This is a genomic window from Paenibacillus polymyxa M1 (genome assembly GCF_000237325.1).
Taxonomy (GTDB): domain Bacteria; phylum Bacillota; class Bacilli; order Paenibacillales; family Paenibacillaceae; genus Paenibacillus; species Paenibacillus polymyxa_C.
Genome location: NC_017542.1, coordinates 335,422 through 360,846, shown reverse-complemented (window position 1 = coordinate 360,846; position 25,425 = coordinate 335,422). Strand labels below are relative to the sequence as shown.

Annotated in this window: 21 protein-coding genes and 1 pseudogene; 18 read left to right on the top strand and 4 right to left on the bottom strand. The window is 45.1% G+C overall.

The window, feature by feature from the left end; translation table 11 throughout:
- Positions 1 to 3: 3 nt before the first annotated feature.
- Both PPM_RS01530 and PPM_RS01525 read left to right on the top strand, forming a co-directional pair.
- A complete protein-coding gene (locus PPM_RS01530) occupies positions 4 to 501 on the top strand; it encodes a DinB family protein (protein ID WP_013368939.1) in 498 nt (165 codons plus the stop codon).
- 190 nt (positions 502 to 691) lie between these two features.
- The gene (locus PPM_RS01525) at positions 692 to 1,891 is read left to right on the top strand and encodes an MFS transporter (RefSeq protein WP_013368938.1); all 1,200 of its coding nucleotides are present in this window, start codon (positions 692 to 694) and stop codon (positions 1,889 to 1,891) included.
- A gap of 25 nt (positions 1,892 to 1,916) precedes the next feature.
- Here the strand turns inward: PPM_RS01525 and PPM_RS01520 are convergent, their stop codons facing one another.
- Together PPM_RS01520 and PPM_RS01515 are read right to left on the bottom strand one after the other, a co-directional pair.
- Positions 1,917 to 2,738 (bottom strand): endonuclease/exonuclease/phosphatase family protein, encoded by an 822-nt coding sequence (locus PPM_RS01520; protein WP_013368937.1) that lies wholly within the window; start codon positions 2,736 to 2,738, stop codon positions 1,917 to 1,919.
- Positions 2,739 to 2,743: 5 nt separating this feature from the next.
- A complete protein-coding gene (locus PPM_RS01515) occupies positions 2,744 to 4,408 on the bottom strand; it encodes a PTS transporter subunit IIBC (protein WP_013368936.1) in 1,665 nt (554 codons plus the stop codon).
- Positions 4,409 to 4,652: 244 nt separating this feature from the next.
- Between PPM_RS01515 and PPM_RS01510 the strand changes: the two genes are divergently transcribed.
- From PPM_RS01510 to PPM_RS01460, 12 genes are all read left to right on the top strand, one after another.
- Positions 4,653 to 5,660 (top strand): LacI family DNA-binding transcriptional regulator, encoded by a 1,008-nt coding sequence (locus tag PPM_RS01510; protein WP_013368935.1) that lies wholly within the window; start codon positions 4,653 to 4,655, stop codon positions 5,658 to 5,660.
- A gap of 154 nt (positions 5,661 to 5,814) precedes the next feature.
- Positions 5,815 to 8,097, top strand: a complete 2,283-nt coding sequence (locus PPM_RS01505) for a glycoside hydrolase family 65 protein (RefSeq protein ID WP_014599391.1) — start codon at positions 5,815 to 5,817, stop codon at positions 8,095 to 8,097.
- 24 nt (positions 8,098 to 8,121) lie between these two features.
- A complete protein-coding gene (pgmB, locus tag PPM_RS01500; protein ID WP_014599390.1) occupies positions 8,122 to 8,787 on the top strand; it encodes a beta-phosphoglucomutase in 666 nt (221 codons plus the stop codon).
- A 165-nt stretch (positions 8,788 to 8,952) separates the two neighbouring features.
- Positions 8,953 to 10,431, top strand: a complete 1,479-nt coding sequence (locus PPM_RS01495) for a spore germination protein (RefSeq protein WP_013368931.1) — start codon at positions 8,953 to 8,955, stop codon at positions 10,429 to 10,431.
- Between the two features lie 4 nt (positions 10,432 to 10,435).
- Entirely contained in the window at positions 10,436 to 11,590 is a 1,155-nt protein-coding gene (locus PPM_RS01490; RefSeq protein WP_013368930.1) for a Ger(x)C family spore germination protein, read from the top strand.
- A complete protein-coding gene (locus PPM_RS29795; protein ID WP_014599389.1) occupies positions 11,591 to 12,097 on the top strand; it encodes a GerAB/ArcD/ProY family transporter in 507 nt (168 codons plus the stop codon).
- Positions 12,081 to 12,710 carry a GerAB/ArcD/ProY family transporter gene (locus PPM_RS29790; protein ID WP_014599388.1) on the top strand — a complete coding sequence of 210 codons (630 nt, stop codon included), beginning with the start codon at positions 12,081 to 12,083 and terminating at the stop codon, positions 12,708 to 12,710. Before PPM_RS29795 ends, PPM_RS29790 begins: the two co-directional genes overlap by 17 nt.
- A 189-nt stretch (positions 12,711 to 12,899) precedes the next feature.
- Positions 12,900 to 14,555 carry an SWIM zinc finger family protein gene (locus PPM_RS01480; RefSeq protein WP_013368929.1) on the top strand — a complete coding sequence of 552 codons (1,656 nt, stop codon included), beginning with the start codon at positions 12,900 to 12,902 and terminating at the stop codon, positions 14,553 to 14,555.
- Positions 14,552 to 17,515 (top strand): DEAD/DEAH box helicase, encoded by a 2,964-nt coding sequence (locus PPM_RS01475; RefSeq protein WP_013368928.1) that lies wholly within the window; start codon positions 14,552 to 14,554, stop codon positions 17,513 to 17,515. The genes PPM_RS01480 and PPM_RS01475 overlap by 4 nt, the downstream gene beginning before the upstream one ends.
- A 112-nt stretch (positions 17,516 to 17,627) precedes the next feature.
- Complete coding sequence (locus tag PPM_RS01470) at positions 17,628 to 17,972, top strand: hypothetical protein (RefSeq protein ID WP_016820169.1); 345 nt, start codon at positions 17,628 to 17,630, stop codon at positions 17,970 to 17,972.
- A 127-nt stretch (positions 17,973 to 18,099) separates the two neighbouring features.
- The gene (locus tag PPM_RS29785) at positions 18,100 to 18,399 is read left to right on the top strand and encodes a hypothetical protein (protein WP_013368926.1); all 300 of its coding nucleotides are present in this window, start codon (positions 18,100 to 18,102) and stop codon (positions 18,397 to 18,399) included.
- A 266-nt stretch (positions 18,400 to 18,665) separates the two neighbouring features.
- Positions 18,666 to 19,601: a bifunctional helix-turn-helix transcriptional regulator/GNAT family N-acetyltransferase gene (locus tag PPM_RS01460; RefSeq protein ID WP_013368925.1), complete on the top strand. Its 936-nt coding sequence runs from the start codon at positions 18,666 to 18,668 to the stop codon at positions 19,599 to 19,601.
- Between the two features lie 78 nt (positions 19,602 to 19,679).
- Here the strand turns inward: PPM_RS01460 and PPM_RS29780 are convergent.
- Both PPM_RS29780 and PPM_RS01450 read right to left on the bottom strand, forming a co-directional pair.
- Positions 19,680 to 20,249, bottom strand: a pseudogene (locus PPM_RS29780) (IS3 family transposase); the annotation flags it as partial.
- A gap of 23 nt (positions 20,250 to 20,272) precedes the next feature.
- A complete protein-coding gene (locus PPM_RS01450) occupies positions 20,273 to 21,154 on the bottom strand; it encodes a LysR family transcriptional regulator (protein ID WP_013368922.1) in 882 nt (293 codons plus the stop codon).
- 122 nt (positions 21,155 to 21,276) lie between these two features.
- On the opposite strand from PPM_RS01450, the gene PPM_RS01445 reads away from it, so the two are divergent.
- The 4 genes from PPM_RS01445 (at position 21,277) to PPM_RS01430 (ending at position 25,423) form a co-directional block, all read left to right on the top strand.
- Positions 21,277 to 22,236 carry an NmrA family NAD(P)-binding protein gene (locus tag PPM_RS01445; RefSeq protein WP_013368921.1) on the top strand — a complete coding sequence of 320 codons (960 nt, stop codon included), beginning with the start codon at positions 21,277 to 21,279 and terminating at the stop codon, positions 22,234 to 22,236.
- A gap of 153 nt (positions 22,237 to 22,389) precedes the next feature.
- Positions 22,390 to 22,911 (top strand): ClbS/DfsB family four-helix bundle protein, encoded by a 522-nt coding sequence (locus PPM_RS01440; RefSeq protein ID WP_013368920.1) that lies wholly within the window; start codon positions 22,390 to 22,392, stop codon positions 22,909 to 22,911.
- A 75-nt stretch (positions 22,912 to 22,986) separates the two neighbouring features.
- On the top strand, positions 22,987 to 23,622 hold the full coding sequence (udk, locus tag PPM_RS01435) for a uridine kinase (RefSeq protein ID WP_013368919.1): 636 nt from the start codon (positions 22,987 to 22,989) through the stop codon (positions 23,620 to 23,622).
- Positions 23,623 to 23,857: 235 nt separating this feature from the next.
- Positions 23,858 to 25,423: a response regulator transcription factor gene (locus PPM_RS01430; RefSeq protein WP_013368918.1), complete on the top strand. Its 1,566-nt coding sequence runs from the start codon at positions 23,858 to 23,860 to the stop codon at positions 25,421 to 25,423.
- Positions 25,424 to 25,425 lie beyond the last annotated feature (2 nt).

Genomic DNA, 25,425 nt, shown 5'->3' with positions numbered 1-25,425 from the left:
TACATGTCGGATGCCAACCAATTATTCGCTCAAGCACTGGTTAAATCACTGGTCGGGGAACGTGGACATATTCGAATGGCTCGGGCTTTGCCAGACATTGACGTTGAGCTGGCAGGGAAGAAAAACGCGGAAATGCCCTACAGCATTTATCAACTGCTGAAGCATATGATTTACTGGCAGCAATTTATGCTGGAGCATTTGGAAGGACGGAAGCCCCAGCTTCCAGGCAATGTCATGGAAAGCTGGCCCGAAGAAACTGGACCGCAAAGCGAAGAGGCATGGCAGGCTGTCATTAATGAATTTTTACAGGGCGTAGATCGGGCTGTGCAAATTGCCGAGACCGCGCAGCTGGATGAATTACTGGCTCATTTCCCAGGAGAAACAAAAGCGGGATTGCTGCGGAATATCGCTTCCCACAATTCCTATCATTTGGGTGAAATCGTACTACTGCGCCGGATTTATGGAGCTTGGCCACCCCCAGGAGGCGGCTTCCCTGCTTAAAGGCTACACCACTCCCTTGTCATACGTGTCACACCTCCAAAATTGCACTGGGATTTAGGCACAGCGTGGAGTACACCTGCGTATCCTATGAAGGAACCCACTAGCTCGAATGGAAGCCGTTCATTCATAATAAAAAGTCATCGAAAAAAACGGTCCCCATGATGCAAGCTCAAAGAGAGGTTTCGAGGATATGGTAAGAAACTTATATTTAAATCGTAATATTGCCTGTATGATCGTGATCAGCCTTATTGCTAACATGAGTGGAAGTATGATCCTTCCACTCTTTGCTATTTATGTAGAGCAATTCGGGATATCTACACTTGGCATGAGCATTTTATTTTCTTTGTTTTATGTGGGAAGATTTCTTGGCGGAGGCATGGCAGGACGAATCTATGAAAAGATTGGCGCAAAACGCTTGGGGTTAGGCTTACTCATCGCTGAAATCGCTTGTATGCTCCTGTTTCCGATTGCAACAAGCTTCATCATTCTATCCATACTGAGACTTCTTCAAGGCTTGGTGGCTATAGGGCTAACCGTCTTTGTAAGAGTCACGGTCAATCACATGAGCACCGCAGAGAATCGAGGCACGCTAAATGGATATATTAGCAGCAGTGAAGGTGCCGGTATGATTTTAGGCCCTCTTATAAGTGGAGTCATTGTTTCCTATTTTTCTTTATCCGTACCGTTTTACTTCGTTGCTATTTTTGCATGTATATCCTTTATTGCCGTTTCAAGAATGACTTTCGCTAATTCTCCCTTAAAGCCACAGCAACAGCATCCCCCCCTTCAAAAACCGCAAAGAAGAATCATATTAACAAAACAGTTGCTGCTTTATTCCACCGTTCATCTCCTTGAAATGAGTGCATTTGCTATATTTTTAACATACTTCTCTGTGTATGCAACCTACAAGCTCCATTGGAGTCCAGCAGAAATCAGCTTAGCTTTTACAATCATCGGCATATCTACCTTTGTATCAGCACCCTTTATTGGTAAAATATCTGATATGCTCAAGGATCGCTTGCTGCTATGTATCATCGGTCTATTATTAATCATGATGGAAATTATCTTATTTTTATGGTTCACAGAACCGTGGATCGTATACTTGGGGATGTTCATCGGAGGTATAGGAGGAGCCAGCTATCTGGATTCCTTTTACTCGCAGCTAGGGGATGTTATTCCAGAAGAAAATAGAAGCTCATTTATCGGCAACGTCGTATCTTTGTCCGAATTGGGGGCCATTGTGTCTCCAATCATTGCAGGCGCGCTCATGGACTGTTTTAGCATCAATACTCCCTTTTATTACAATATGATTTTGGTATTGATTGCGATTGTTATTCAATATACCATTCGATTAAAATCGAAATCCGTAAGAAAAAGGCCAATTGCATAAGCAAATGGCCTCCTTTGTGTGTTCATCACAGTTCCAACTCGACTGCAACGCCGAAATGATCGGATACAACCGGTCCTGTTTTCCCATTCAGTACAACTGCTGAGGATTGAACCTGTGCTGCCTTACTGGAGAAAATATAGTCAATACGAAGCGGCTCCGCATTACTTTCCCAGCCAGCAATAGCTTTGATAACTGTGTGTCCTGCATCACGTACTGCAGCGTTCGAATAGGTGTCTGACCAACCGGATTGCATTACATAGTCGTATCCCTCTCCGCGCACTTCAGCCGCGTTGTTGAAATCCCCCATCACAAATACAGGAGCCGGAGCTAAAGGATCGAGCACTTCGGTTGTACGATCCCATAGTCCACGGAAGGATTCCTCATCATTCCACCAGTTATAATGCCCACTGACAAACCAGGCCTGTACTCCGTCCACCACAGTCTGAATGCCTACAATTTTACGCGAGCGGTAGTTGTCATAATCCTGCATTGAGGAAATATATTCGTTCACCGTCGCTGTAATCGGTGTTTTGGACAGAATCGCCAAACCCTCGTCATATTTGGCAAAACCAATATGCGCGGGAGCCCACGTCCAGTGATAAGCATCGGACAATAGACCGTTCAGCACATAAGCATAGTTATCGCGTTTAATGACAACTTCAGGATCTGCACTATAGTACGCGCCCAAATCGTCCGGTGTCAACGGAGTCTCTTCTAGGGACTGGTTGACTTCCTGCAAAGCAATGACATCAAACTGCTGTTCATCAATAAAAGCAGCCAATTGCTTCAGCTTATCGTGTTGGTTTTCTTCCATCCAAGCATGTGCATTTAAGGTTAATAATTTCAAGCTAATCACCTATTGAGTATGTCTTGTATATCTGATTTAAGCACATCGGCCTTTGGTCCGTAAACCGCCTGTACCCCATTATCTACTTTAATTAAGCCCAAGGCGCCTAACGCTTTCCACGTCTTTTCATCCCCGACGGCTTCTGTATCCTTCACCGTTACACGCAGTCGGGTCATGCAAGCATCCACCTCGACAATGTTCTGCTCACCCCCAAGTGTCTTGATGATATTCGCAGCCAATTGATTATTAGTTGAAACCGCTGCCAAACCATCGGCTTTTGTACTCTCTGCCTCGGAAGTCGCTTGAGGCTCTTCATCTGTATAATTCCCCAGTCTTCCTGGCGTAGCCATTTTGAATTTGCCGATCATAAAATAAGCGATAAAGTAGGTTGCTACCGCAAACACTACACAAGTCAGTACAAAGTTAATGATATCCTGCACCAACCCTGCATTTATAGACAATGGCAAGCGAGTCAGCAGCTCAATCATACCAAACGAATGTAAACGCAAATGTATAATATCAGCCATTCCGAAAGCAATACCGGTAAGAATAGCATAAACCACATACAATACAGGCGCCACGAACATAAACATGAATTCCAGCGGCTCCGTCACCCCTGTTAAAAAAACGGCTGCTGCTGCAGAGAAAATCATCGACTTGTACTTGCCGCGTTTATCTTTGTCTACACGGCGATACATTGCTACTGCCAGCCCCATAAGGATGCCCGCTCCGCCGATCATTTGTCCTACCTTGAAACGGGCAGGCGTCACGCCTCCCAGCAAGCTGTTGTAGGCTGCCGGATCGGTACCACGAAGCGCACTGAGATCACTAGCCCAAGCCAGCCACAGCGGGTCTTGCCCAGCAACAACACTTCCTGCTCCAGAACCCGTGAGTACCGTGTAAACGCCACCAAGTTGAGTATAGTTAATAGGAACGGTCAGCATATGATGAAGACCAAAAGGAATCAACAGTCTTTCCAGTGTACCATAGACAAATGGCGCTATAAAAGGAGCCGATTCTCCCGAAGTCGCCAACCAAACGCCAAATTGGTTAATCCCGCCTTGGACAAATGGCCAGACAGCAGACATGATCAAACTCACGATCACAGACCAGAGAATCACGACAAACGGAACAAAGCGCTTACCGTTAAAAAAAGCTAGAGCATCGGGGAGCTTGCGATAATTATAGTATTTATTAAACACCACGGCCCCGACAAAGCCGGAGATGATACCGACAAACACACCCATATTGAGTGCAGGAGCCCCCAAAATAGAGGTGAAATAACCACTGACCGGAATCGATGCACCGAAAAGAGTATGAGTGGTTGCTCCTTCCTGGGTTAGCATCTTCGAGGATACGCCCAAAATCGTTCCTGTTGATATATTGATGAGAACAAAAGCAATTAAGGCCGCAAAAGCTCCGCCCGCCCGTTCCTTAGCCCAGGAACCACCAATCGCCACGGCAAACAGGATGTGTAAGTTGTTGATAATACCCCAACCCAGATTCTCCATGACCCCGCCGACAGTCACCCAGAAATGAATATCGCCAGCCAACATCGCCACTACTTTACCAAGTGAAATCATAATCCCGGCTGCTGGCATGACAGCAACAACCACAAGAAGTGCCTTCCCAAGCTTTTGCCAAAAATCAAATGATAGAAGTTTTTTCATGCTCGTTCAGTCTCCATCCCTTATAGTATGTATAGCATGGGTAGTGCTCAATAAGAAAATTATGCAATCGGTTGCACGATTATTATAATGATATCGCTTTCTATTGGCAATACCCTAGTTATAAATATCTTGGTTAATGCTGATAGAAATACTCGAAAAAGCCGCTAATTTGTTGAAATTGGAGCAATATCGTATGATAGAACATAATATTTTCTGCTTGAGATAGCAAAAGGAGACGAAGACGATGGCAGTAACCATCAAAGATGTCGCAAAACGTGCTAAAGTTGCTACTTCCACCGTATCCCGTGTCATTCAAGACAGCCCCAAAATCAGCGAAGCCACCAAGGCACGCGTTCGTAAAGAAATGAAGGCGCTTGGCTATGAACCCAACTATTCCGCTCAAAGCCTGGCTAACCGTGTCACACAGTCAATAGGCATTATTATGCCTGAATCGGACGTGGCGATCTTTCAGAATCCTTTCTTTCCGGAAAGCCTACGCGGGATCAGCGAATGGGTAAACGAGCACAACTATACACTGTCGATTGTCACAGGCAAAACGAGTGATGAATTGCTATCCCGCGTAAAGCTAATGACCCGGACCGGACGCGTTGACGGCTACATTGTCCTGTACTCCAAGCAAAAGGATAGCATCGTGGAGTATCTTCATAAAGAGAAAATTCCCTATACCGTTATCGGCAAGCCTCAGCAGTTTGTCAGTGAAACTACCCATGTAGACAACGATAACTACCAGGCAGCCAAAGATGTGGTCACTTATTTGACGGGGCTGAATCATGAGCGCATTGCTTATGTTGGCGGTGATCAGGAACACATCGTAAATCTTGAAAGACTCCGAGGCTACCAAGACGCACTACGAGAAGCCGGCTTGCCTCTACCGAAGGAATACGTGGTCAGGGAGCCCTTTAATCTAGAGGACATGCGCACGTTATTGCAGGCTACCCCGCCGCCTACTGCGATGATCGTTAGCGACGACCTTGTAGCCATGGCCGTACAGAAAATGCTTGCTCAGTTAGGCGTATCCATGCCAGAGCAGCTGTCCATGGTGAGCTTCAATAACTTGATGCTGGCTGAGCTGATGAATCCCCCACTTACTTCCGTGGATATTGATATCTTCAGCCTTGGTTATCAGGCTGCCAAAAGTCTGATCGAAAAAATTGAAGACCCGAAAGAATTGACCAAGCACATCATTGTTCCCCACCGAATTGTAGAGCGCAAATCAAGCCAGACACTATGAATCTCTAAGAAATGAACAAGAACTGATTTTATGGATATTCATAAAATCAGTTTTTTTGCGTTGACAGGGCAAACGGTTGCACTATATACTGAACTCGCTCATATATTGGTTCCGTTAAAACAACGATCTCATTTTCCGAGAGGGGTACGCAATCATGGTTTACAACCGATTATTTGACGTAGATAGTTGGAAGCTGACAACACACACTCTACATAGCACACACATGCGATTACAGGAAAGCTTAACGTCCATAGGCAACGGTTATATGGGCATGCGCGGCAATTTTGAGGAAACTTATTCAGGGGATCATCATCAGGGGACGTATATCTCCGGTATATGGTTCCCTGACAAAACAAAGGTAGGCTGGTGGAAGAACGGCTATCCTGAATATTTCGGCAAGGTCATCAATGCCATGAATTTCATCGGCATCCGTTTGATTGTAAACCAAGAGGAAGTGGACTTATTTACGGCACAGATCAGCGATTTTGTGCAGGAACTGGACATGAAGCAGGGAATCCTGCGGCGCGCTTGTACTGTGAACGACCAGATTCGTATCACTACAGAGCGTTTTCTGAGCATTACTACACGTGAATTATGCCTGATTGATTATCAGGTCGAAAATATAAGTGATCAGCCTTTAAACATTGAGCTTGTTCCTTATTTGGACGGCAATACGAAGAATGAGGACACAAATTATGACGAGGTATTTTGGCTGGAAGAGGCCCGTGAGGTTCAAGAGCAATTCATCAGCCTGTCCACAACGACGATAGATAATCCCTTCGGTATTCCGCGCTTTACCGTAAACGCTACCATGGGTATTGTAACCGAGGGACAATATGAGCAGACGACGGAAGAGGGCTTTTTGTATGCTGCACGCCACTATCAATACAACGTCTCGCCAGGTGACCGTATCCAACTGCAAAAAATTGTAGCCGTCACCACTTCACGCGATATGGAAAAGGATGCATTGATTCCGCAAGGTGAACGCATCGCTGTAGAAGCTGTGAATAAAGGCTACACCTCTCTTAAGCAAGATCATATCGACGCTTGGGCCAGACGCTGGGACAAGGCAGATGTTGAAATTGAGGGGGATACGGAGGCCCAACAGGGAATACGCTTTAACATTTTCCAGCTATTCTCTACGTACTACGGTGAAGATGCTCGTCTGAATATCGGGCCGAAGGGCTTTACGGGTGAAAAATATGGCGGTGCCACCTATTGGGATACAGAGGCATATGCCGTACCTATGTATCTGGCGCTTGCCGATCCGGAGGTAACGCGAAATCTGCTGCTGTACCGTCATCAACATCTGGAGGGTGCCAAGCATAACGCAACCCAGCAAGGGCTTCGCGGGGCACTGTATCCTATGGTCACTTTTACAGGCGTGGAATGCCATAACGAATGGGAAATTACCTTCGAAGAAATCCATCGTAACGGTGCAATTGCCTATGCCATTTACAATTACACCAATTATACGGGGGACTTGACCTATCTGCATGACTACGGGATCGACGTACTGGTCGAAATTAGCCGTTTCTGGGCCGATCGAGTTCATTTCTCCAAGAGCCGTCAGCAGTATATGATCCACGGGGTTACCGGGCCAAACGAATACGAAAATAACGTTAATAACAACTGGTATACCAATACGCTGGCTGCGTGGGTTCTGAAATATACTTTGTCAGTCTTGCCTCAAATTTCGACTGAGAAATCGCAGCGCCTGGCCGTAACAGCTGATGAGCGTGCACATTGGCAAGATATCATTAACAACATGTACTATCCTTATGATGAAGAGCGGGGCGTCTTCGTACAGCACGATACCTTTATGGATAAAGATTTGCAGCCTGTATCCACTTTGCATCCTAGCAATCTACCACTTAATCAGAAATGGTCTTGGGATAAAATCCTGCGTTCCTGCTTCATTAAGCAAGCGGATGTACTGCAAGGGCTCTATTTCTTTGGAGACCAGTTCACGCTGGAGGAAAAAGCACGCAATTTTGCATTTTACGAGCCAATGACCGTTCATGAATCCAGTCTGTCTCCTTCGATTCATGCCGTGCTGGCCGCTGAACTCAAAATGGAGGATAAGGCAGTCGAAATGTATAAACGGACGGCCCGTCTGGATCTGGATAACTATAATAATGACACCGAAGACGGACTTCATATCACCTCCATGACAGGAAGCTGGCTGGCGATTGTACAGGGATTTGCCGGGATGAGAACCTATAATGAAACACTCAGCTTTTCTCCTTTTCTGCCGAAGGACTGGAACAAATATACGTTTAAAATCAACTATCGCGGCCGCTTGCTAAGTATTCTCGTACAGGAGGGTGAAGTAATCATTACCCTGCTGGACGGAGAACCGCTGACGCTGGAGCTGTATGGACAGCCAACGCATATTACCAGTGGGCAGTCGTTAATGGCGAGCAGTGCTTCATAAATGGACCAGACAGGGGGAAAGCAAATGAAAGCAGTTATTTTTGATCTGGACGGAGTCATTACAGATACCGCCGAATATCATTTTCAGGCATGGGGTAGCTTGGCAGCAGCGCTCAGCATCCCTTTTGATCGGGAATTTAATGAACAGTTAAAAGGAATCAGCCGTACGGAATCGCTCGACAAAATACTGGCACGCGGTAACCTGTCCAATACGTTATCAGAAGAAGGCAAGCAAGAACTGGCTATACAAAAAAACACCGAGTATCAGCGGCTCATCTCAGCCTTGACTCCCTCAGACGTTCTTCCGGGCATTCAAGCGCTTTTGAAGGAGCTGCGTGAAGCCCGAGTTGGCATCGCGCTGGCCTCTGCGAGCAAAAATGCAGCGTTTATACTGGATCGGCTGGAGCTAGCGCACTATTTTGACAGTGTGGTAGATGTTACTGCCATTCGGCATGGAAAACCTGACCCGGAAATTTTCCTCGCCGGAGCTGCGAATCTAGGCGTTCAGCCTGCCGACTGTATCGGCATAGAAGACGCACAGGCAGGCATACAGGCGATCAAGGGTGCCGGGATGTTCGCGGTCGGTGTAGGAACACCTTCGCAAATGCAAGGTGCAGATATCGTGGTAGCCACTACAGCCGAGCTTTCCTTGAGCATGCTGGAGGAACATTTTTACGAGTTCAAAAAATGATCCCATTCTGATTAAGTTCATATAGCCTTATGTATGACTAAAGACGAACACCATTAGGTGTTCGTTTTTGCTTTTGCTGGGAAAAACGATCAATGAATATTTATCACTATTTTACACATATTACATGCATATCATGCTTTAAGCTTTTTGAAGGGGGAAACGTCATTGGCAAGACCACTCGAGGCAAAATTAGATTATCTTGAAAAGACTCTGGGTCATCTTCCTGATGTCGTCTTCAAAAAAATGAATGTAGGCCAAACGGGAATTCATGTCATTATGATCTATCTCTCCGGTATTGCGGATACAAGTATGATTAACGAACAAATCGTCAAGCCGCTCATTTTAACTGGAATCCGTGAAAACCACTCCCCAGTTAATCCTGACAAAATAAAGGAGGAGTTGATACAGCAGACAGCATTTACGATCGATATGACAGAAGGGACAGACCTTGAGACGTGTGTAAGCAAAGTATTATCGGGATATACTTGTCTGCTGATCGAAGGGACTGATGATGTTTTTTTTGCTTCTACAGGCAAATTTCCTTCGCGAAGTGTTGAGGAACCCAGCACCGAAACTTTGGTTAGAGGACCAAGGGAAGGTTTTATTGAGGATTTGGAAAGCAACCTGGCAATGGTTAGAAGGCACATCAAAGATATTAGTTTCAGAATAGACAAAATAACCATAGGAAGGAGATCTTCCCGTAAATTAGCAATCTTGTACATATCGGATATCGCAAATCCGGAGCTAGTTCAAGAAGTTAAGCGAAGAGTCGAAACGATTGATGTGGATGATGCTTCCGATACCGGGGTTATTGAGCAATGGATCGAGGAACATCCATGGTCTCCGTTTCCCCAGATTCAAGCCTCTGAACGCTCGGATAAAGCTATAACGGCCTTAATGTCAGGGAGGGTTGTCATTATGCTAGATGGCACCCCTTTTGTCCTAATTGCTCCCATGACCTTCTGGATGCTGGCTCAATCGCCAGAAGATTATTATGAGCGTTTCCCCTTAGGGACATTTTTCCGCATGCTTCGTTTAATGGCTTTGTTCATTGCAACATTCCTACCTTCGTTGTACGTTGCACTGATTTCTTTCCATCCTGGATTAATCCCGCCTGAGCTGGTCATATCTATCGTTGCCTCAAGGGAGGGAATCCCTTTTCCCGTTTTTGTGGAGGCTTTAATTATGGAATTGGCATTGGAAATATTGCGCGAGGCCAGTCTGCGGCTACCCAAAGGGATAGGACAGGTCATCGGTATTGTAGGCGGTCTTGTTATTGGACAAGCAGCTGTCGAGGCGGCGGTTGTAAGTGCTTTTCTGATTATTGTTGTTGGTCTTACTGCCATTGCGTCCTTTGCAAGCCCGCAGTACAGCGGCAGTATCGGAATTCGGCTTCTTCGTTTTCCCATTATGATGATCGCAGGGGTTTTTGGGCTTTATGGAGTAATTTTAGCCTTTATTTGTTTAGGTGTACACATGGTCCAGATCAAGAGCTTTGGTGTTCCTTACATGTCACCCCTAGCCCCTGTTCGGCTAAGAGATCAACAAGACACCTTGGTTCGGGTTCCTTATAAATATCTCAGAAAACGTCCTATGATGCTAAAAACACAGGACGAAACACACTCTAACAGGAAAAGGAAGTAAAACTATGATTTCTTACGGCCTTCTGTTTCGTCGCACCCTATGGGTACAAAAATGCTTTGCCGCATGGATCGCGTGTACTCTCCTCACCGGTTGTTGGGATAGCAGAGAGATCGATAACTTGAGTATTATTCAAGGCGTCGCCATTGATACGGATCAGCAGGATATGCTGGAACTTACCTACCAGCACTTAATCGCGCAGAAATCCAGAAAAAATATGTATCGCAACGTAACAACCTTCAATAAAGATTCCATCCAGTCTGCTTCCAGGGAACAGGCTAAGCAGGTATCTCGTGCTCCTTTATATAGTTTTATTCGCTTGATTTTGATTAGTGACCAAGCTATACAAAAAAGAAGAATCGATCAGTTGTTAGATACGTTTACTCGCTCCTATAAACCAAGTCGAAAATCACTTGTTATGATCGTAAAAGACAATGCGAAAGATGCGCTCAATAAGATGGGCAAACATCAAGAGATACCTTCTATTGACCTTGAAGCATTGGCTAAAAACAGCAATTTAAATTCAAAAATACCTTATAGAATAACATTAGGGGAAATTTCTACGCATATCTCACAAGGAGCTGACTTCCTCATTCAATGCCTAGAAACCGGTGGAGGCAACCACTTCTCAGGTGCAGCTCTGATCCGCGGCAAAACGAAGAAATTTGCTTATTGGCTGGACGAAGAGGACGTCATCGGAATCAACTGGATGCTGGGAAAAACGAAGGGTTCAATTATTAGAACTGAGAGCTCAAAGTCAAATCAATCTATGGTCTTTGAAGTTGAGGATGTCCATACAAAACTTATTCCCCACCTCAACGGGCAGGACCTCTCATTCACAGTTCGTATTAAAACAGATATCAAACTAAACGAAAGCACGGTTAATTCTGAAGACTTCCTGAAGGAATCATTCATCCAAACCGCCAAACAAGAGGCGCAGGATGAAATCAAACAGACCGTATCCCAATCGCTAAACACACTCCAGAAAGAAATGAGAGCAGATGTAGTCGGTTTTGGCACAAAAGTAAAAGTAAATTATCCCGCTTACTGGGATCGGGTAAAGGAAAATTGGCAAGACACATTCAGTCAAATACCGATCGATGTTAAGGCTAAAGTACAGATAGAGCGAACTGGTGCCTATTCAAAGGAAGAGGGTGAGTAAATGTCTAACATACCTTCCATGAAACAGGAGAAAATATCTACCCTGCAAGCCTTATTCACCGTCACTTCGACTGTGTATGCTGTGGGTATTGTCAGTTTACCAAGAACCATTGCGGAGAAGACGCAAACACCCGACGTGTGGCAGGGACTTTTGCTGGCAACTCTGCTTGGGATCGGCGTCATTTTTATCCACGTTAAATTGTGCCATAGATTTCCAGGGAAGACGTTCTATGAGTTCAATCCTGTGATTGCAGGTAAATTCATCGGCTTTCTGATCAATATCGCATTTATTGTATTTTGCACGATGATCTGCTCTCTTGTATGTAGAATGATGGCGGAATTCCTCAAAGGTCTTGCACTGGAGAGAACCCCGATAAGCATGATTCTCTTGCCGTTTCTTCTGCTGATTGGGTATTTGACCTGGGGCGGTCTCCATGCAATGGTGCGATTGATCGAGTCTTTTTTTCCCTTTAACCTTTATTGTTTTTTTATTGTTGATCATTCTTAATATCAACCATTTTAATCTTGATAATTTGCGCCCTGTTTTTCATAAAGGTTGGCGTCCGATCTTTGAATCACTTAAAGTTATACCTTTCTCTACAATGGGTTTTGAATCGATCCTTATATTAACTAATGTGATGACCCACCCACAAAAAGCATGGAAGGCCGGGTGGATTGGCTACTCGATTGCAATGGGTTTGTATATTTTAATGGTAACGATGGTCATTGGCTGTATGTCAGTAGAAGAAGTTTCCCGATTGCAGTGGCCCGTCGTTTCTTTTGCACAGCAAATTGAATTCCCCGGTGCGTTCCTGGAACGATTTGAAATATTATTTATCATTTTGTGGACGATCAAAATCTTCATGACCGCCTCAAATTATTATTTCTATATTGTTACTGGAATCAGCCAGCTCACCCAGAAGTGGAACAAGTATATCTGTTATCTCCCGTTAATTATATTATTTTGCCTGAGCATGTATCCCCAAAATTTTATTGAAATAGGCAACTTCGATAAAATAATAGGTTATGTTGGAATTGTTGTATGTGCAGCAGTACCTTCGGTGCTTCTTGTCATCTCTATGGTCTTCCATCGAACAGAAAAAACGGATGGAAAACAGTAAAGGGTATCTCCTCGCTCTTGCCAATGACTCCCCCCTTATGCTATAGCGTAAGGGGTTTTACTTTTTAGCCAGCGGTTATTCCTCGAAATTTTCCAACTCCCCCTCCACTCAATTACATTCGTGAACTGATATAATGGAAGAGTTAAGCTACTTCCAGATCAACTATTCTCTCTTAGGAGACTATTGCATATGAAACCAACCTATCTTATGGATGATATACAGTGGCAGCAGCTCATTCAAAACGTGGCTGACCATTTTAATGATGTGACAATCAAACGAGGTTTTCAGTACTTTAAGCAGGGAAAGGTAAAAGAATTCGCAATGCCTGATGCTGACCATATTGCGGCTGTCGTGGATGGGAATGAGCTCTACGAAGTGGATCTCCACTTGAGTGCTTTTGCTGCTAGCAGATGTACATGCCCTGTTCGCATCAACTGCAAGCATATGATCGCCGTATTGCTGAATTACGCGAATGAACAGGAACGTTCCGTTCATGCATTAGTGAACGCTCATTCGGCGGGATTCACTCGGCTGGCTGCAAAAGCAGACACCCGTACCCCAACTGCTTTCCGGTCGAACCTTTCGCTGGAGCACAAGGAAACAACACGAGATGCTCTCAGTAAAACAGCAAGCAACATACCGGACATGCCCGTTTCCGAATGGCATGATCTGTTTGATCAGTGTATCGCCCTTAATCATGTACACACCCAAAATTCTCAATATGTCCAAAGTGCTTTAGCTTCGATCTATGCCGTAAAGCCGCAGCTCTCATCTGGCATGCAGCAGCTATATGGATTGCATGCTCATCTGCGTGTGTTGGAAAAGCTGGTGCCTCAGACCCCCGTGACGGGTTACCCTACTCATACCTATATGGGATACTACACACAAATTGCCGCAGATGAGCTTAAAGAAGCGATTGAGCGTGATTTTGAAAGTCCACTGGAGCTGACTGATGAACCGATGCATGAGGCCCGTATGGCAGAAACTTTAGCTTATTTGCGCCGAAGAATGCTGACAGAGTCGCGGAACGGTACTTATTTTTCAGACGCGTATTATCAGTTTTGGCTGTACTGGGTGCATCCTGCAAGGCAGGACTCCAATATATATACGGAGGAATTACAGCATTTACATGCAGCTGAGGAGGAGCATAGTGCACGGTTGGCACGGCTTCCGTGGATGCTGGCTCAGAGCTGGATGTATGTTTACCAAGCGCAGGATCATAAAGCCTGGGAACTGCTACAGGAGGCGGAACGGGCTTTTCCACTAAAAATCTCCTCCAGCCAATTGCTGTTGTTCCTACATGCGTTGCGACAGGCCGAAGATTGGGTACGTCTCAAAAACGGACTGCGACATATCGGCCCCCTCCTTCACAGTCATCGGGATGATCATTTACAGGATTATATGCATGATTGGAAGCTGGTTTTGCAGCACCTTCCAGAAGCAGAGGAGGACATGTGGGACACGCTGAAGGGTATGCTTCCATTTGCGGGTGGAATGTATGAAGAGGCTCTACTTGCTCATGAAAAATGGCGGCAATGGATCGACTATCAGCTAAGCATACGCAGTGAACCTTTAAGTTTTCGGGTGAGCGTGCTGCAACCTATTGAAAAGAACGCGCCTGAGTTGTTGCTGCCCTTTTACCATCAAGCGGTAGAACGTTATGTGCTGGAAAAAAACAGATCTAGCTATAAAGCAGCGGTTAAGCTGTTAAAACGATTGTTCAAGCTGTACAAGAAAATGAAGCAAGAAACACGCTGGGGGCTGTTCTTCACGACCTTTACCAGCCGTCACAGCCGCCTGCGGGCGCTGCAGGAGGAATTGCGGAAAGGGAAATTGTTATCATGAGCCAATATACCGAAACGATTACGGTGCATATTCAATTAACTACCTATGGGGACGCGCTGATCTATGGCGATTCCTCCATGAACTATAGCATTTCCGGTCAAATGTTGAAGCAGCGTTTGTTTGCTTGGCATGAGGCTTCATTTTATGGCACCGAGCTGGAGATTCAGCATGTTCAAGACACGGATATTATCGTGCTGCCCTCGGAGCAAGTAATTCCTTTTCTGGCAGAGCAGGAGCTTCTACAGCATATCGAATGGATCTGGGACGAGGCCAATGCCCCGTGGCTTCGGCTGATCCCTCTATTGGCTCACTGTATTGAAACGAAAGCCTATGTGCCCAACTTCACGTCATTCCAAGCAGGGAAGCTGCAATGGAAGTGGGATGCAGAAGCATTGGAAAACATCCAACCGGCAGAGCTTGCTTTGCTGGACAACCTGGATGAAAACGAGCGCGAAGGGCTGGTAGCGGCGTTCTCGGCCGCTGTTTTTCAGCGCTGGTACGGCACTGAAGCGGAAGCCGCTGATTTGCGAAGAGAGTATCCGGTTCTCTTCGCCCCCAATCGACAGGCTGCGGCGGGCCTGGATGCCCAAGTCTGGCTTATCGCCATTGGATGGAAGGCCGATACCGCGCCATTTCGCCCGCTTCTACAACTGCTGGAGCCAGAGCTGGAGGACGACGAGCCATCTTGGAAGCTCAAGCTTGTGTTGCAGGACAAGCAGGACCCAGCCTTGCTGGTGCCTGTACAGCTCGCCGATGATGGATATGCATCCGGCTCATGGCCCGATGCGTGGACGGTGCATGTGCGTGAGCGCTCAGGCGGATGGCTGGAACGCTTGACCGCTATTTTGCCCGCAGGGCAGCGTGCCGGAAGCCGCGATGGCATACTGAGTCGCCCGCTCTCCGACGAAGCAGCGTGGCAATTCCTGACGACCGACAGCCAACGTCTGCTGGAAAGTGGTTGGCAGGTGCTGCTGCCGGCTTGGTGGGAGGCAGCCACCCGCAAGAAGCCAAAGCTGCGGGCCAAGGTTCGCCCCGGCGAGGGAGCGGGAGAGCGCTCGAAGGGCAGCTCGCTGTTCGGACTGGACTCGATTGTCCAGTTCGATTGGCGTGTGGCCATCGGCGATGCCGATCTGAGCGAGTCGGAATTCGCCGAGCTCGTGGCTCGCAACGAGCGCTTGGTGCGCTTCCGCGGGCAATGGATCGCGCTCGACCCTGCGCTGCTGGCGCAAATCCGCCGCGCCATGGACGGAATCGACAGCGCTCAGGGATTGTCCTTTCAGGACATTCTGCAGCTGCATCTGCTTGGCAACACCGACGAGCCTGAAGGCGATGCCTCAGGCGAGCAGCCGGAGGACCCGGCACGCTTCCGACTGGAAGTAGAGCTGAACGCTCATCTACTGAAGCTGATCAGCCAGCTCGGACGGCAATCGGAATGGCCCGCTCTGGACGTGCCGGATGGACTGCAAGCCGAGCTGCGGACATATCAGCGGGACGGATACGCATGGCTTGCCTTTTTACGGCGCTTCGGATTGGGCGCCTGTCTGGCCGATGATATGGGGCTCGGCAAAACGGTGCAGTTTATTACTTATTTACTGCACCTACAGGAAATTGCCGCTGAGACGGGTGTACGCTCCAGTTCGTTGCTGATTTGCCCGACTTCGGTGCTGGGCAACTGGCAGAAAGAGCTCAGCCGCTTCGCTCCTTCATTAAGAGTCATGCTGCACTATGGAAGCAAGCGGGAACAAGGAGACTTGTTCCGCGAAAAAGTCGAGCAGGCCGATGTCATCCTGACCTCCTTCGCTACAGCAACTCTGGATCAAGAGCTGCTGCAAAGCATGACTTGGGATTCGATCTGTCTGGATGAAGCGCAAAACATTAAAAATGCGCAAACCAAGCAATCCACAGCTGTGCGCAGTTTCCCTGCACGTCATCGTATCGCGTTGACAGGAACACCTATTGAAAATCGGTTGTCCGAACTATGGTCCATTTATGATTTTATCAATCCAGGTTATCTGGGCAGCTCACGCGCCTTTAGCAATCGCTTTATGAATGCTATTGAAAAAGAACATAATGAGCACCGCACGATGGATTTGCAGAAGCTGGTTCAGCCCTTCATGCTGCGGCGCAAAAAGAAGGACCCTGCGATTCAACTTGATTTGCCTGACAAGAACGAGATGAAAACATACATTCACCTTACCTCCGAGCAGGGTGCGCTCTATGATCAGATTGTTAAAGAACTGATGGAACGGATGCAGAAGCTGGAGGGGATCGAGCGCAAAGGAGCTATTTTGTCAGCTCTGACCCAGTTGAAGCAGCTTTGTGACCACCCTGCTCTTTTAACCAAGGGGGCGCTTCTGGATGCAGCAGCTTCTGGTTATAGTCAGCCCGATCTTGAAGCAGTCATTAGCCGTTCATCCAAACTGGAGCGCATATTGGCTATGGTCAAGGAGCTGCGGGAAGAGGGCGAGCGCTGCCTTATTTTTACGCAGTATATTGGTATGGGTCAGATGCTCCAGCAGGTACTCGCTCAGGAGCTCCAAGAACCTGTGCTCTATCTGAATGGCAGTACATCCAAATCTGCACGTGACCGAATGATTGACCAATTCCAATCGCATACGCTCTCTCCTGACGAGCAGCCGTCCGTGTTTATTTTATCGCTCAAAGCCGGGGGGGTGGGTCTCAACCTGACAGCTGCCAACCACGTCTTTCACTTTGATCGCTGGTGGAATCCAGCTGTTGAAAATCAGGCTACAGACCGAGCCTACCGAATGGGACAAACCAAGGATGTACAGGTTCACAAATTTATCTCGTTGGGTACGCTAGAGGAACGCATTGACGAGATGCTGGAGAGCAAGCAGCAGCTCAGCGACCAAATTATCACCAGCACCGAGGGCTGGATTACTGAGCTGTCTACAGACGCGTTAAAAGACCTCTTTACGCTACGGCGTGAGTGGGCATAATATGTCCCAAGTTCAATATATGCCTATTTTTAGGAAGCCGTAGTTTATAGCACGGTCCAAAGCTCCTTTGTGTGCATTTACTATCTCATCACAACAAAGGAGTTGATTTGAAGTGGCCATTCGTCCTCCACAAACGCTGAAATCTACGGGCAGAAAGGTTCCTGTTACGAGATATCGCAATGTGAGTCCAACACAAACCCTTCGTAGATTTACAGTTATCTGGGCTAACAATGATGGTGTACCTTTTAACACGTCTGGATTTTTTGCAACACTCCGGCGTTTAGATGGAACCTTTGTTCAAGCTGCAGGCTTCGACCGCTTTGGTACTGCCCGATTCAACAGAGTCCGCACACCTACGAACCAGCCTTATATTCTGCGTACTTTTAGAGATGATGGAGTATTATTCCGCGTTAGATCCGTACCTGCTGGCGTATCCTCATTTGTCGTAATCGGTTAAGTTCGTACCGAACGCAGCTAGACCTAGTTAACAAAAAGAGCAGTCAGGAACAGAGCGTATCTGTCCTGACTGTTTTTTTCAAACTACCTATATCTGAACTCCAACGAATTGCTGAGGAAAAGTACTATTGACAGTGAATGACGTTATGAAAATCAGCTCCATAGACAGAAGCTCTCTTGCGTCGGACCCGGTCAGTTTCAAGGCTGGAATAGGCCTAGCGGATCGGGGACTTGGAAAGCATTTAGCTCTTGAGCTTTTAAAAAGAGGCGCAAAAGTCTATACCGGAGCAATAAATCCGGATTCTGTAGTAGCTGCAACAAAGGTTGCGAAAAATGTAAGAAGCCTGAGAAACAACCTGCTTTCAAAAGATCGTTTCTCAAGCTTTTATCTTTCTGTGAACAATGGACTGACGTACTCGGATGCCTGACCAGATGTTGTCCTTTTCGTCAGTGATATGAATAAAACTGGCAGAATGCTTTTCTCGCTGAACAGACAGCGGGCTTATACTGTCGAATTGTCAGAAGCGTCACGTACATATAAAGCTCTTTAGTAGTTCCGATCTCATGATGATGATTTTCTGGAAGGGCGGAGTGGAACGAATTAAATACCTGACTAAGTCAGATAAAATAATTGACTTTGTCAGATATCTCCATTATCATAATATTCCAAATAGTAATTTCAGGAGGTATCTTTATGAATTCAACTTACACGTCAATAGTTCATTCCATTCGAAAATTCAATCGTTTTTATACAAATGTTCTTGGACTGTTAGAGCAGTATTTGCTGGATAGTGAATTTTCTCTATCTGAAGCTCGTGTATTATACGAACTGAATAATATCGAGAATTGTACGTCGAAAAAGTTAATCGAAGCCCTAAGAATGGATTCAGGCTATTTAAGTAGGATGATGAAACGATTTGAGGCGTTTAACCTGACTTACAAAGTGCGGTCTGCTGAGGATGGGCGATTATATTTTCTCTATCTCACCGATAAAGGACGGGAGACGCTTGCCAGACTGGACGCGCTTTCCGACCAACAAATTTCCCAAATGGTTGACAAACTGCAAGTACATAACCAAAAAAAGCTTGTGGAGGGCATGGAGATGATCGAAAGTGCTCTCACTGACAACCCTGTTTCCACAGAAGAAAAAATTAGCATACGTTCAGAGATTAGAGCTGGAGATATTGGTTATCTGATTTACCTGCACGGCTGGATATATGCCAAAGAATGCGGATACAATCATGTATTTGAAGGCTATGTCTGCAAAACCTTTTATGAGTTCTTGGAGAACTATAGTCCGGAAAAAGACAGGATATGGCTTGCTGAAGCAAACGGAATAATAATTGGCGCTATTGCGATTATCGGCCATACATCAGAAAAAGCTCAATTGAGATGGTTTATTTTACATCCTGACTTTAGAGGAATGGGGCTTGGGAAAAGGCTGCTGAGTCAAGCGACACAGTATTGCAGGGAAAAAGGTTATCGGCAAGTTTATCTGGAAACAACGGAAGACCAAAAACATGCGATTCATATGTATACACAAGCAGGTTTCAGATTTAAGAAGGAATACCGCAGCAGTGCATGGGGCGTTGACCATGTTGAGCTTACATATGAGTGGAATTTGTCATAATCATTTGCGAGAGCTTAAAATAAAAACACCGCTTTGTGGTCATACCCCTGTCAAGTAGACAGGACTAAAAAGACACTTTTAAGCAGCCGTTTCTCGGTATTCAACCGGGGAACGGTTGTTTAATTTTTTCTGGAATCTACTTTGGTTATAAAATGAGATATATTCACATACCTGTTGTTCTGCCTCAGCAAAGGTTTCGGGTTTGCTTAAATAAATCTTTTCTGTTTTCAGGTGAGAAAAGAAGGACTCTATGCAGGCATTGTCTAGACAGTTTCCTCTCCTGGAATGGCTTCCAAGGATTCCGAGCTTTTAAGCTTGCGGTTAAACGGTTTCGAGGTATACTGAAAACCCTGGTCTGAATGGAGAATAACCCCCTCTATATTTACGTCCTTACTTAGTGCATCTAGTGTTTCGTTAACGAGGGCAAGATCGTTTCGCTGTGAAAGACGCCAAGCGACGATTCCATTGTTAAATAGATCCGGATAACCGACTGAATTCCCCATTTTCTCATGAGTCGGTATACCTTTTTGTGGTTGACCAAGAAGCCTTCCTTACGTAAGGCAACTGCATACGCAGATAACCAAAATAGGGATGAAGACGGTGGATGGACAACATATGAGATTCCAGAAGTTCTTCCTTTTCTTTACGCTATTGTGAGCGAAGAACTTGGTTCAGGTGAGTAATTCTTTTAAAGTTGAAATCCATCGTTTTACTTCTAAGCGCTCTTCACCTCGAAGACAAGCAACGCCATAAATCACTTCTTCAGTGTAGCTTAAAGGAACAAACGAGATCTCGTTATCCTCAACAACCACAAAGTTCGGCAGAACCGAAACACCAAGATCACTTTTTATCATGGTGTGTATTGTATTTATGGTATCTCCATAGGTAAAACTTGACTCAGGACAATTCTCAATAATTTTCCTGTGCATGCTTTTTAGTGTTGGAGGGGATTGGTGCTCGTTAAATAAAATGATCGATTTATGATTTAATTGTTCGAAGGTTAGTTCACGTTCATTCGCAAGAGGATGATTTTGGGGCAAAACACAAACATACGAGCCTTTAAGAACGGGGTAAAAGCAAAAATCAATGTCCTTTCCTAAATTATCTTCTGTAGTAAATATAATATCAAACTTTTGGTTTAATAAGTCATCTTTTTCTCTAGTCAAATTGGATTTTTTTAACTGAATTTGAATCTGTGGATATTTTTCCTTAAATCGCTTAATAATATCCGGCAAAACTTTCTTCTCAAAAACAGTCTCCGTGTAGCCAATGATTAAGGTACTATCATATTTTTCCGAAAGTCGTTTTGCTTTCTTTATGGATTGGTCTAATCTAAATAGAAGCCCTTCAATATCTTCATAAAAACTATTGCCGGCTACAGTCAAATTGACAGTTCTTTTGTTCCGAACGACTAAAACGATTCCCAATTCATTTTCTAAGCTTTTGATGTTGTGACTCACAGCAGGTTGTGTCAAATTTAATTTATTCGCAGTTGTTGAAAAGTTAAGTGTCTCAGCAAGAGAAACAAAGCATTTTAGTTGTTGAATATTCATTTGAAACACCCTTTTAGTAATAAATGTTTTTTATAAATCATAACATAAGGTAATTACACACTTGCGTCAACCTATGATATTCTTTCCTTGTGAAAATTATCACTAGAGAAGAAGGTATCAAAATGCGTTATATTATTACAGGAGTAGATGGTCAATTAGCAAGTCGCGTAGCAGAAACTGTTCTTGAAGAAGTAGATGGTCATAATCTAACTTTCACTTGCATGAAAAAAGATAGAATTCCCAAAGCTAGGGTTCAACGTTGGGAAAATGCAGGAGTAAAAATCTTTGAAATCAATTATGATGACATTCCATCAATGGAACGAGCATTCAAAAATGGTGATCGTATCTATATTGTCTCGGGTCTTGAAGTAGGCAAAAGAGTACAACAACACAAAAATGCGATTGATACGGCAATTAAAGCAGGAATCTCTCACATCACATATAGTTCTTTTATTGGTGCAACGGATCCAAAATATGCTCACGTTTTTGTAACTCCAGACCATACAGCGACTGAAAATTACTTAAAGTCAACAGGTATTGCCTATAATGCAATGAGAAATAATTTATATTTAGAGAACTATCTGACCATGTATCCTATGTTAGCACTAATGTCTGATAATAAATGGTTAAGCACTGCTGGTGAAGGCCGAGCCACTTTAGTTCACAAAGATGACTGTGCAAGAGCCGCAGCCGCAGCTCTCCTTGGAAAAGGCGAAGACAACAAGGCTTATAACATTGTAGGGTCAGAGTCTGTTTCTGTAAGAGATCTTTGTAACCTAATTAAAGAAATTTCTTGTAAAGATCTTGAGTACATTCCTGTCAATCCAGAGCAATATTATGAATACCTGAAAAAGTTACACATTCCCAAAGAAATTACGGGAGATTTCTCTCAATCACCTGTTCCATTCTGTGGCGAAGATCTCATGACAACTGATGCTAGCATTCAAGAAGGTCTTTTAAACGTTGAATCTAATGCAATTGAATTATTGACTGGACAAAAACCAAAGACAGCTAAAGATATTGTCGAAAAATATAAATATATTTGGGAAGAAAATATCCAAAACTGGCGAGACATGAAATAAAATCTTTAAACACCATCTACACCGTCCCCAGGTATGAGCCCGCACAATGCGGGCTCAATATTTTTATTTTTGAATAAGACATACGGTTGTCATATTGAGAATGGTACATATAAAGGAGTGAGTATCACCCATATCATGTAAAGGAGCGATTAGATGTCTAGCTACGAATATGCTTCCAAATCAGAGTTAAAAGAAGCCATTCATACCTCCTACTTACGGTTTGACAGTGAGTTCCAAGAGATCGACGAAAGCCACAAGGATACTCGAATCGACGAAGTCGATAAAACACCCGCAGAGATGATTGCCTACCAGCTCGGATGGCTTCATCTTGTCATGAGTTGGGACAGAGACGAACAGGAGGGAAAAACCGTCATCATGCCCGCCCCGAATTATAAGTGGAATAGACTAGGCGAACTATACCAATCATTCTACAAGACCTATTCCGACCACTCTCTATATGAATTACGAAATATGCTCAAGCTGGCTGAGCAAACGTGGCTGAATTGGGTGGACACACTCAGTCATGAAGAACTCTTCACCCAGGGCGTTCACAAGTGGACAGGCACTAATCCGAACTGGCCTATGGCGAGATGGATTCACATCAACTCTGTAGCACCGTTTAAAACATTCAGAGCCAAGATACGGAAATGGAAGAAATACAACGCGCAACAGTGATGAAAAAAAGTGTGCATTGTGCTACAATACTTTAGTTGTATCGGGATACATTTAGGGAAGGGTAAGTGAAACGCCATGCTTATTATTGGTATTGCCGGCGGTACAGGTTCCGGTAAATCGACGGTCGCACGCGCTGTCGTTGAGCGTCTGGGATCTAATAAAGTGACTTTCATATCTCAGGATAACTACTATAAAGACCATTCACATCTGAGTTATGACGAACGTGCTTTGGTCAACTATGATCATCCGTTTGCCTTTGACAACGACTTGCTGATTGAGCATCTCCAATGTCTAAAAAAAGGACAAGCAACTCAAGCGCCCGTGTATGACTTTACGGTTCATGCCCGCTCCACGGACGAGACGGTAGAGCTTTTACCAAATCATATCGTTATGTTGGAAGGTCTGCACGTACTGTCAGACGAAAAACTCCGCAGCCTGCTTGATATTAAGGTATTTGTGGATACGGATCCTGATGTGCGCATTCTTCGTCGGGTTCTTCGCGATATTGAGGAACGCGGTCGCACCATCCATTCGATCCATGATCACTATTTGACGACGGTTAAGCCAATGCACGAGGCATTTATTGAGCCTTCCAAGAAATACGCCGACCTGATCCTTCCTGAGGGAGGACATAACGAGGTCGGTATTCAACTGCTGTCTATTTTGACTGAAAAATATTTGGCAGGAGATCGGACATGGGGTACTGTATAAAGTAATCCCGGTTGTTCAGGCTGTCGAGATTTTCTCGGCAGCCTTTTTTGTCTTTTATATGCCATTTGAACTAAATTATCTTTGGAATCACCCTGTCGTTTATGTTAGCATGTAAAGATTAATGCATTCGTTTTTAGTTAAAGTTGGAAGCGTTATCAACTGTGTCCGGCAGGTGATTAGGCCCTCGCCTTAATGGCGTCTTTTTTGAATAGATATAATTATGGAGAGTGCTGTCATGAATGAGCTATGCAACATTTTGATTGTAGATGATGAGATATTGGTACGGCAAGGGATCAAGCATCATTTGTCGTGGGAACAATACGGATTTCGAATTGTAGGTGAGGCCTCCAACGGGAAAGAGGCGCTGGAGCTGATTGAAGCCTTACGTCCTCATATTATCATAACGGATATCGTGATGCCGATCATGGACGGCGAGGAGCTGACACGCATAGTCAGACAGAACTATCCAGATATCGAGGTCATTGTGCTCAGCAGCTACGGCGAGTTTAATTACGTACGCTCCACCTTTCAGCAAGGTGTGGCTGACTATATTTTGAAGCCCAAGTTGGACACAGATGAGCTGCTTCAAGTGCTTCAGCGAACGGCCCGCAAAATCCCATCCATTCAGTATCAGGAAGATGCCGGGAATAATCGAATTACGATAGATCATGTGATCGAAAAATTGACTTCCGGCTATAGCATAGATTATGACGCTGAACTGCTGAAGCAAGCATTTCCTTATCCCCGTTTTGCGCTCATAGGTATAGAACAGTCGGTACAGCAAGATAAGGGGCGCTCTACTACTACCTCTGCTTCGGACCTATTTTCCAAGCTTACAGATCGGTTAGCCTCTGCCTGTGAACACATGGTTCTGCGACAACTGCCATCTGATGTCTATACAGCTGTTTTTTTAGCCAATTTGGAGCCACGGGAATTAGACGCCTGGATGGCTGCGGTTAGGGAAGTTGCTCAAGAGACGAAGCAGGTCGAGCCACAGACAGGCTGGGCGGTCAGCCATCTATTTGATGATTTTAACCAGATTAGCAATGTCTATCAGGATGAGCTTCCCAAATTACTGAGTTACCGCTTTTATTTCCCAGAGACAGCGCTACTGATGGAAGATGAACTCCCTCAGCCTGTTCAGGTGAATAGTTCGTTTAACCTAAAACAGTTTACGGAAGAGATGAAGCGTGAGCATTTTGATACGGCTTTTCAGGATTTGAGGTCCTATGTAGCCGCCATGTCCGGCAACTATACCTCTACCGCTTTTGAATTCAAATCGCTGCTCGGAAATATCGTGTTCAACATTACAATTTTGCTCGGGAATCAGGGGTATGATATGAAGGAGCTGGATGCGGCGAAATATTCGTATTTCAAAACAATTAATGATGCTCCTCATGTACATGAAGCCGTGCGGTTGCTGGAGACTTTTTTGGAGGAAGCGAACCGACAGATCCTGGCCAAAACACAGCAAGGAAGTAGTGCAAGCATGAAAAAACTGCTGGAGTATATTGAGGAACATCATGCTGAAACACTCAATTTGACGACCCTTGGGCAATATTTTCATTTTAACCCCTCTTATTTGTCCAGTTATTTTACGGCACACCATACAGAGGGATTTAGCGAGTATCTGAACAAAATCCGGGTTGAGAAGGCTGCTGAATTACTGCGATCGGGGACGCTGCCCATTTCAGATATTAGTAGTACAGTAGGTTATTCGGACCCCAGCTATTTTACTAAAGTGTTCAAAAAAGTGAAGGGCTACTCACCCAGCCAGTACCGCCGGGAGCATCTCCATTAGAG

Bases quoted from the DNA above. Each gene is read 5' to 3' on its own strand.
- PPM_RS01530 (WP_013368939.1), top strand. From the start codon at position 4: ATGTCGGATGCCAACCAATTATTCGCTCAAGCACTGGTTAAATCACTG.
- PPM_RS01525 (WP_013368938.1), top strand. From the start codon at position 692: ATGGTAAGAAACTTATATTTAAATCGTAATATTGCCTGTATGATCGTG.
- PPM_RS01515 (WP_013368936.1), bottom strand. From the start codon at position 4,408: ATGAAAAAACTTCTATCATTTGATTTTTGGCAAAAGCTTGGGAAGGCA.
- PPM_RS01510 (WP_013368935.1), top strand. From the start codon at position 4,653: ATGGCAGTAACCATCAAAGATGTCGCAAAACGTGCTAAAGTTGCTACT.
- PPM_RS01505 (WP_014599391.1), top strand. From the start codon at position 5,815: ATGGTTTACAACCGATTATTTGACGTAGATAGTTGGAAGCTGACAACA.
- pgmB (WP_014599390.1), top strand. From the start codon at position 8,122: ATGAAAGCAGTTATTTTTGATCTGGACGGAGTCATTACAGATACCGCC.
- PPM_RS01490 (WP_013368930.1), top strand. From the start codon at position 10,436: ATGATTTCTTACGGCCTTCTGTTTCGTCGCACCCTATGGGTACAAAAA.
- PPM_RS29795 (WP_014599389.1), top strand. From the start codon at position 11,591: ATGTCTAACATACCTTCCATGAAACAGGAGAAAATATCTACCCTGCAA.
- PPM_RS01480 (WP_013368929.1), top strand. From the start codon at position 12,900: ATGAAACCAACCTATCTTATGGATGATATACAGTGGCAGCAGCTCATT.
- PPM_RS01475 (WP_013368928.1), top strand. From the start codon at position 14,552: ATGAGCCAATATACCGAAACGATTACGGTGCATATTCAATTAACTACC.
- PPM_RS01460 (WP_013368925.1), top strand. From the start codon at position 18,666: ATGAATTCAACTTACACGTCAATAGTTCATTCCATTCGAAAATTCAAT.
- PPM_RS01450 (WP_013368922.1), bottom strand. From the start codon at position 21,154: ATGAATATTCAACAACTAAAATGCTTTGTTTCTCTTGCTGAGACACTT.
- PPM_RS01445 (WP_013368921.1), top strand. From the start codon at position 21,277: ATGCGTTATATTATTACAGGAGTAGATGGTCAATTAGCAAGTCGCGTA.
- PPM_RS01440 (WP_013368920.1), top strand. From the start codon at position 22,390: ATGTCTAGCTACGAATATGCTTCCAAATCAGAGTTAAAAGAAGCCATT.
- udk (WP_013368919.1), top strand. From the start codon at position 22,987: ATGCTTATTATTGGTATTGCCGGCGGTACAGGTTCCGGTAAATCGACG.
- PPM_RS01430 (WP_013368918.1), top strand. From the start codon at position 23,858: ATGAATGAGCTATGCAACATTTTGATTGTAGATGATGAGATATTGGTA.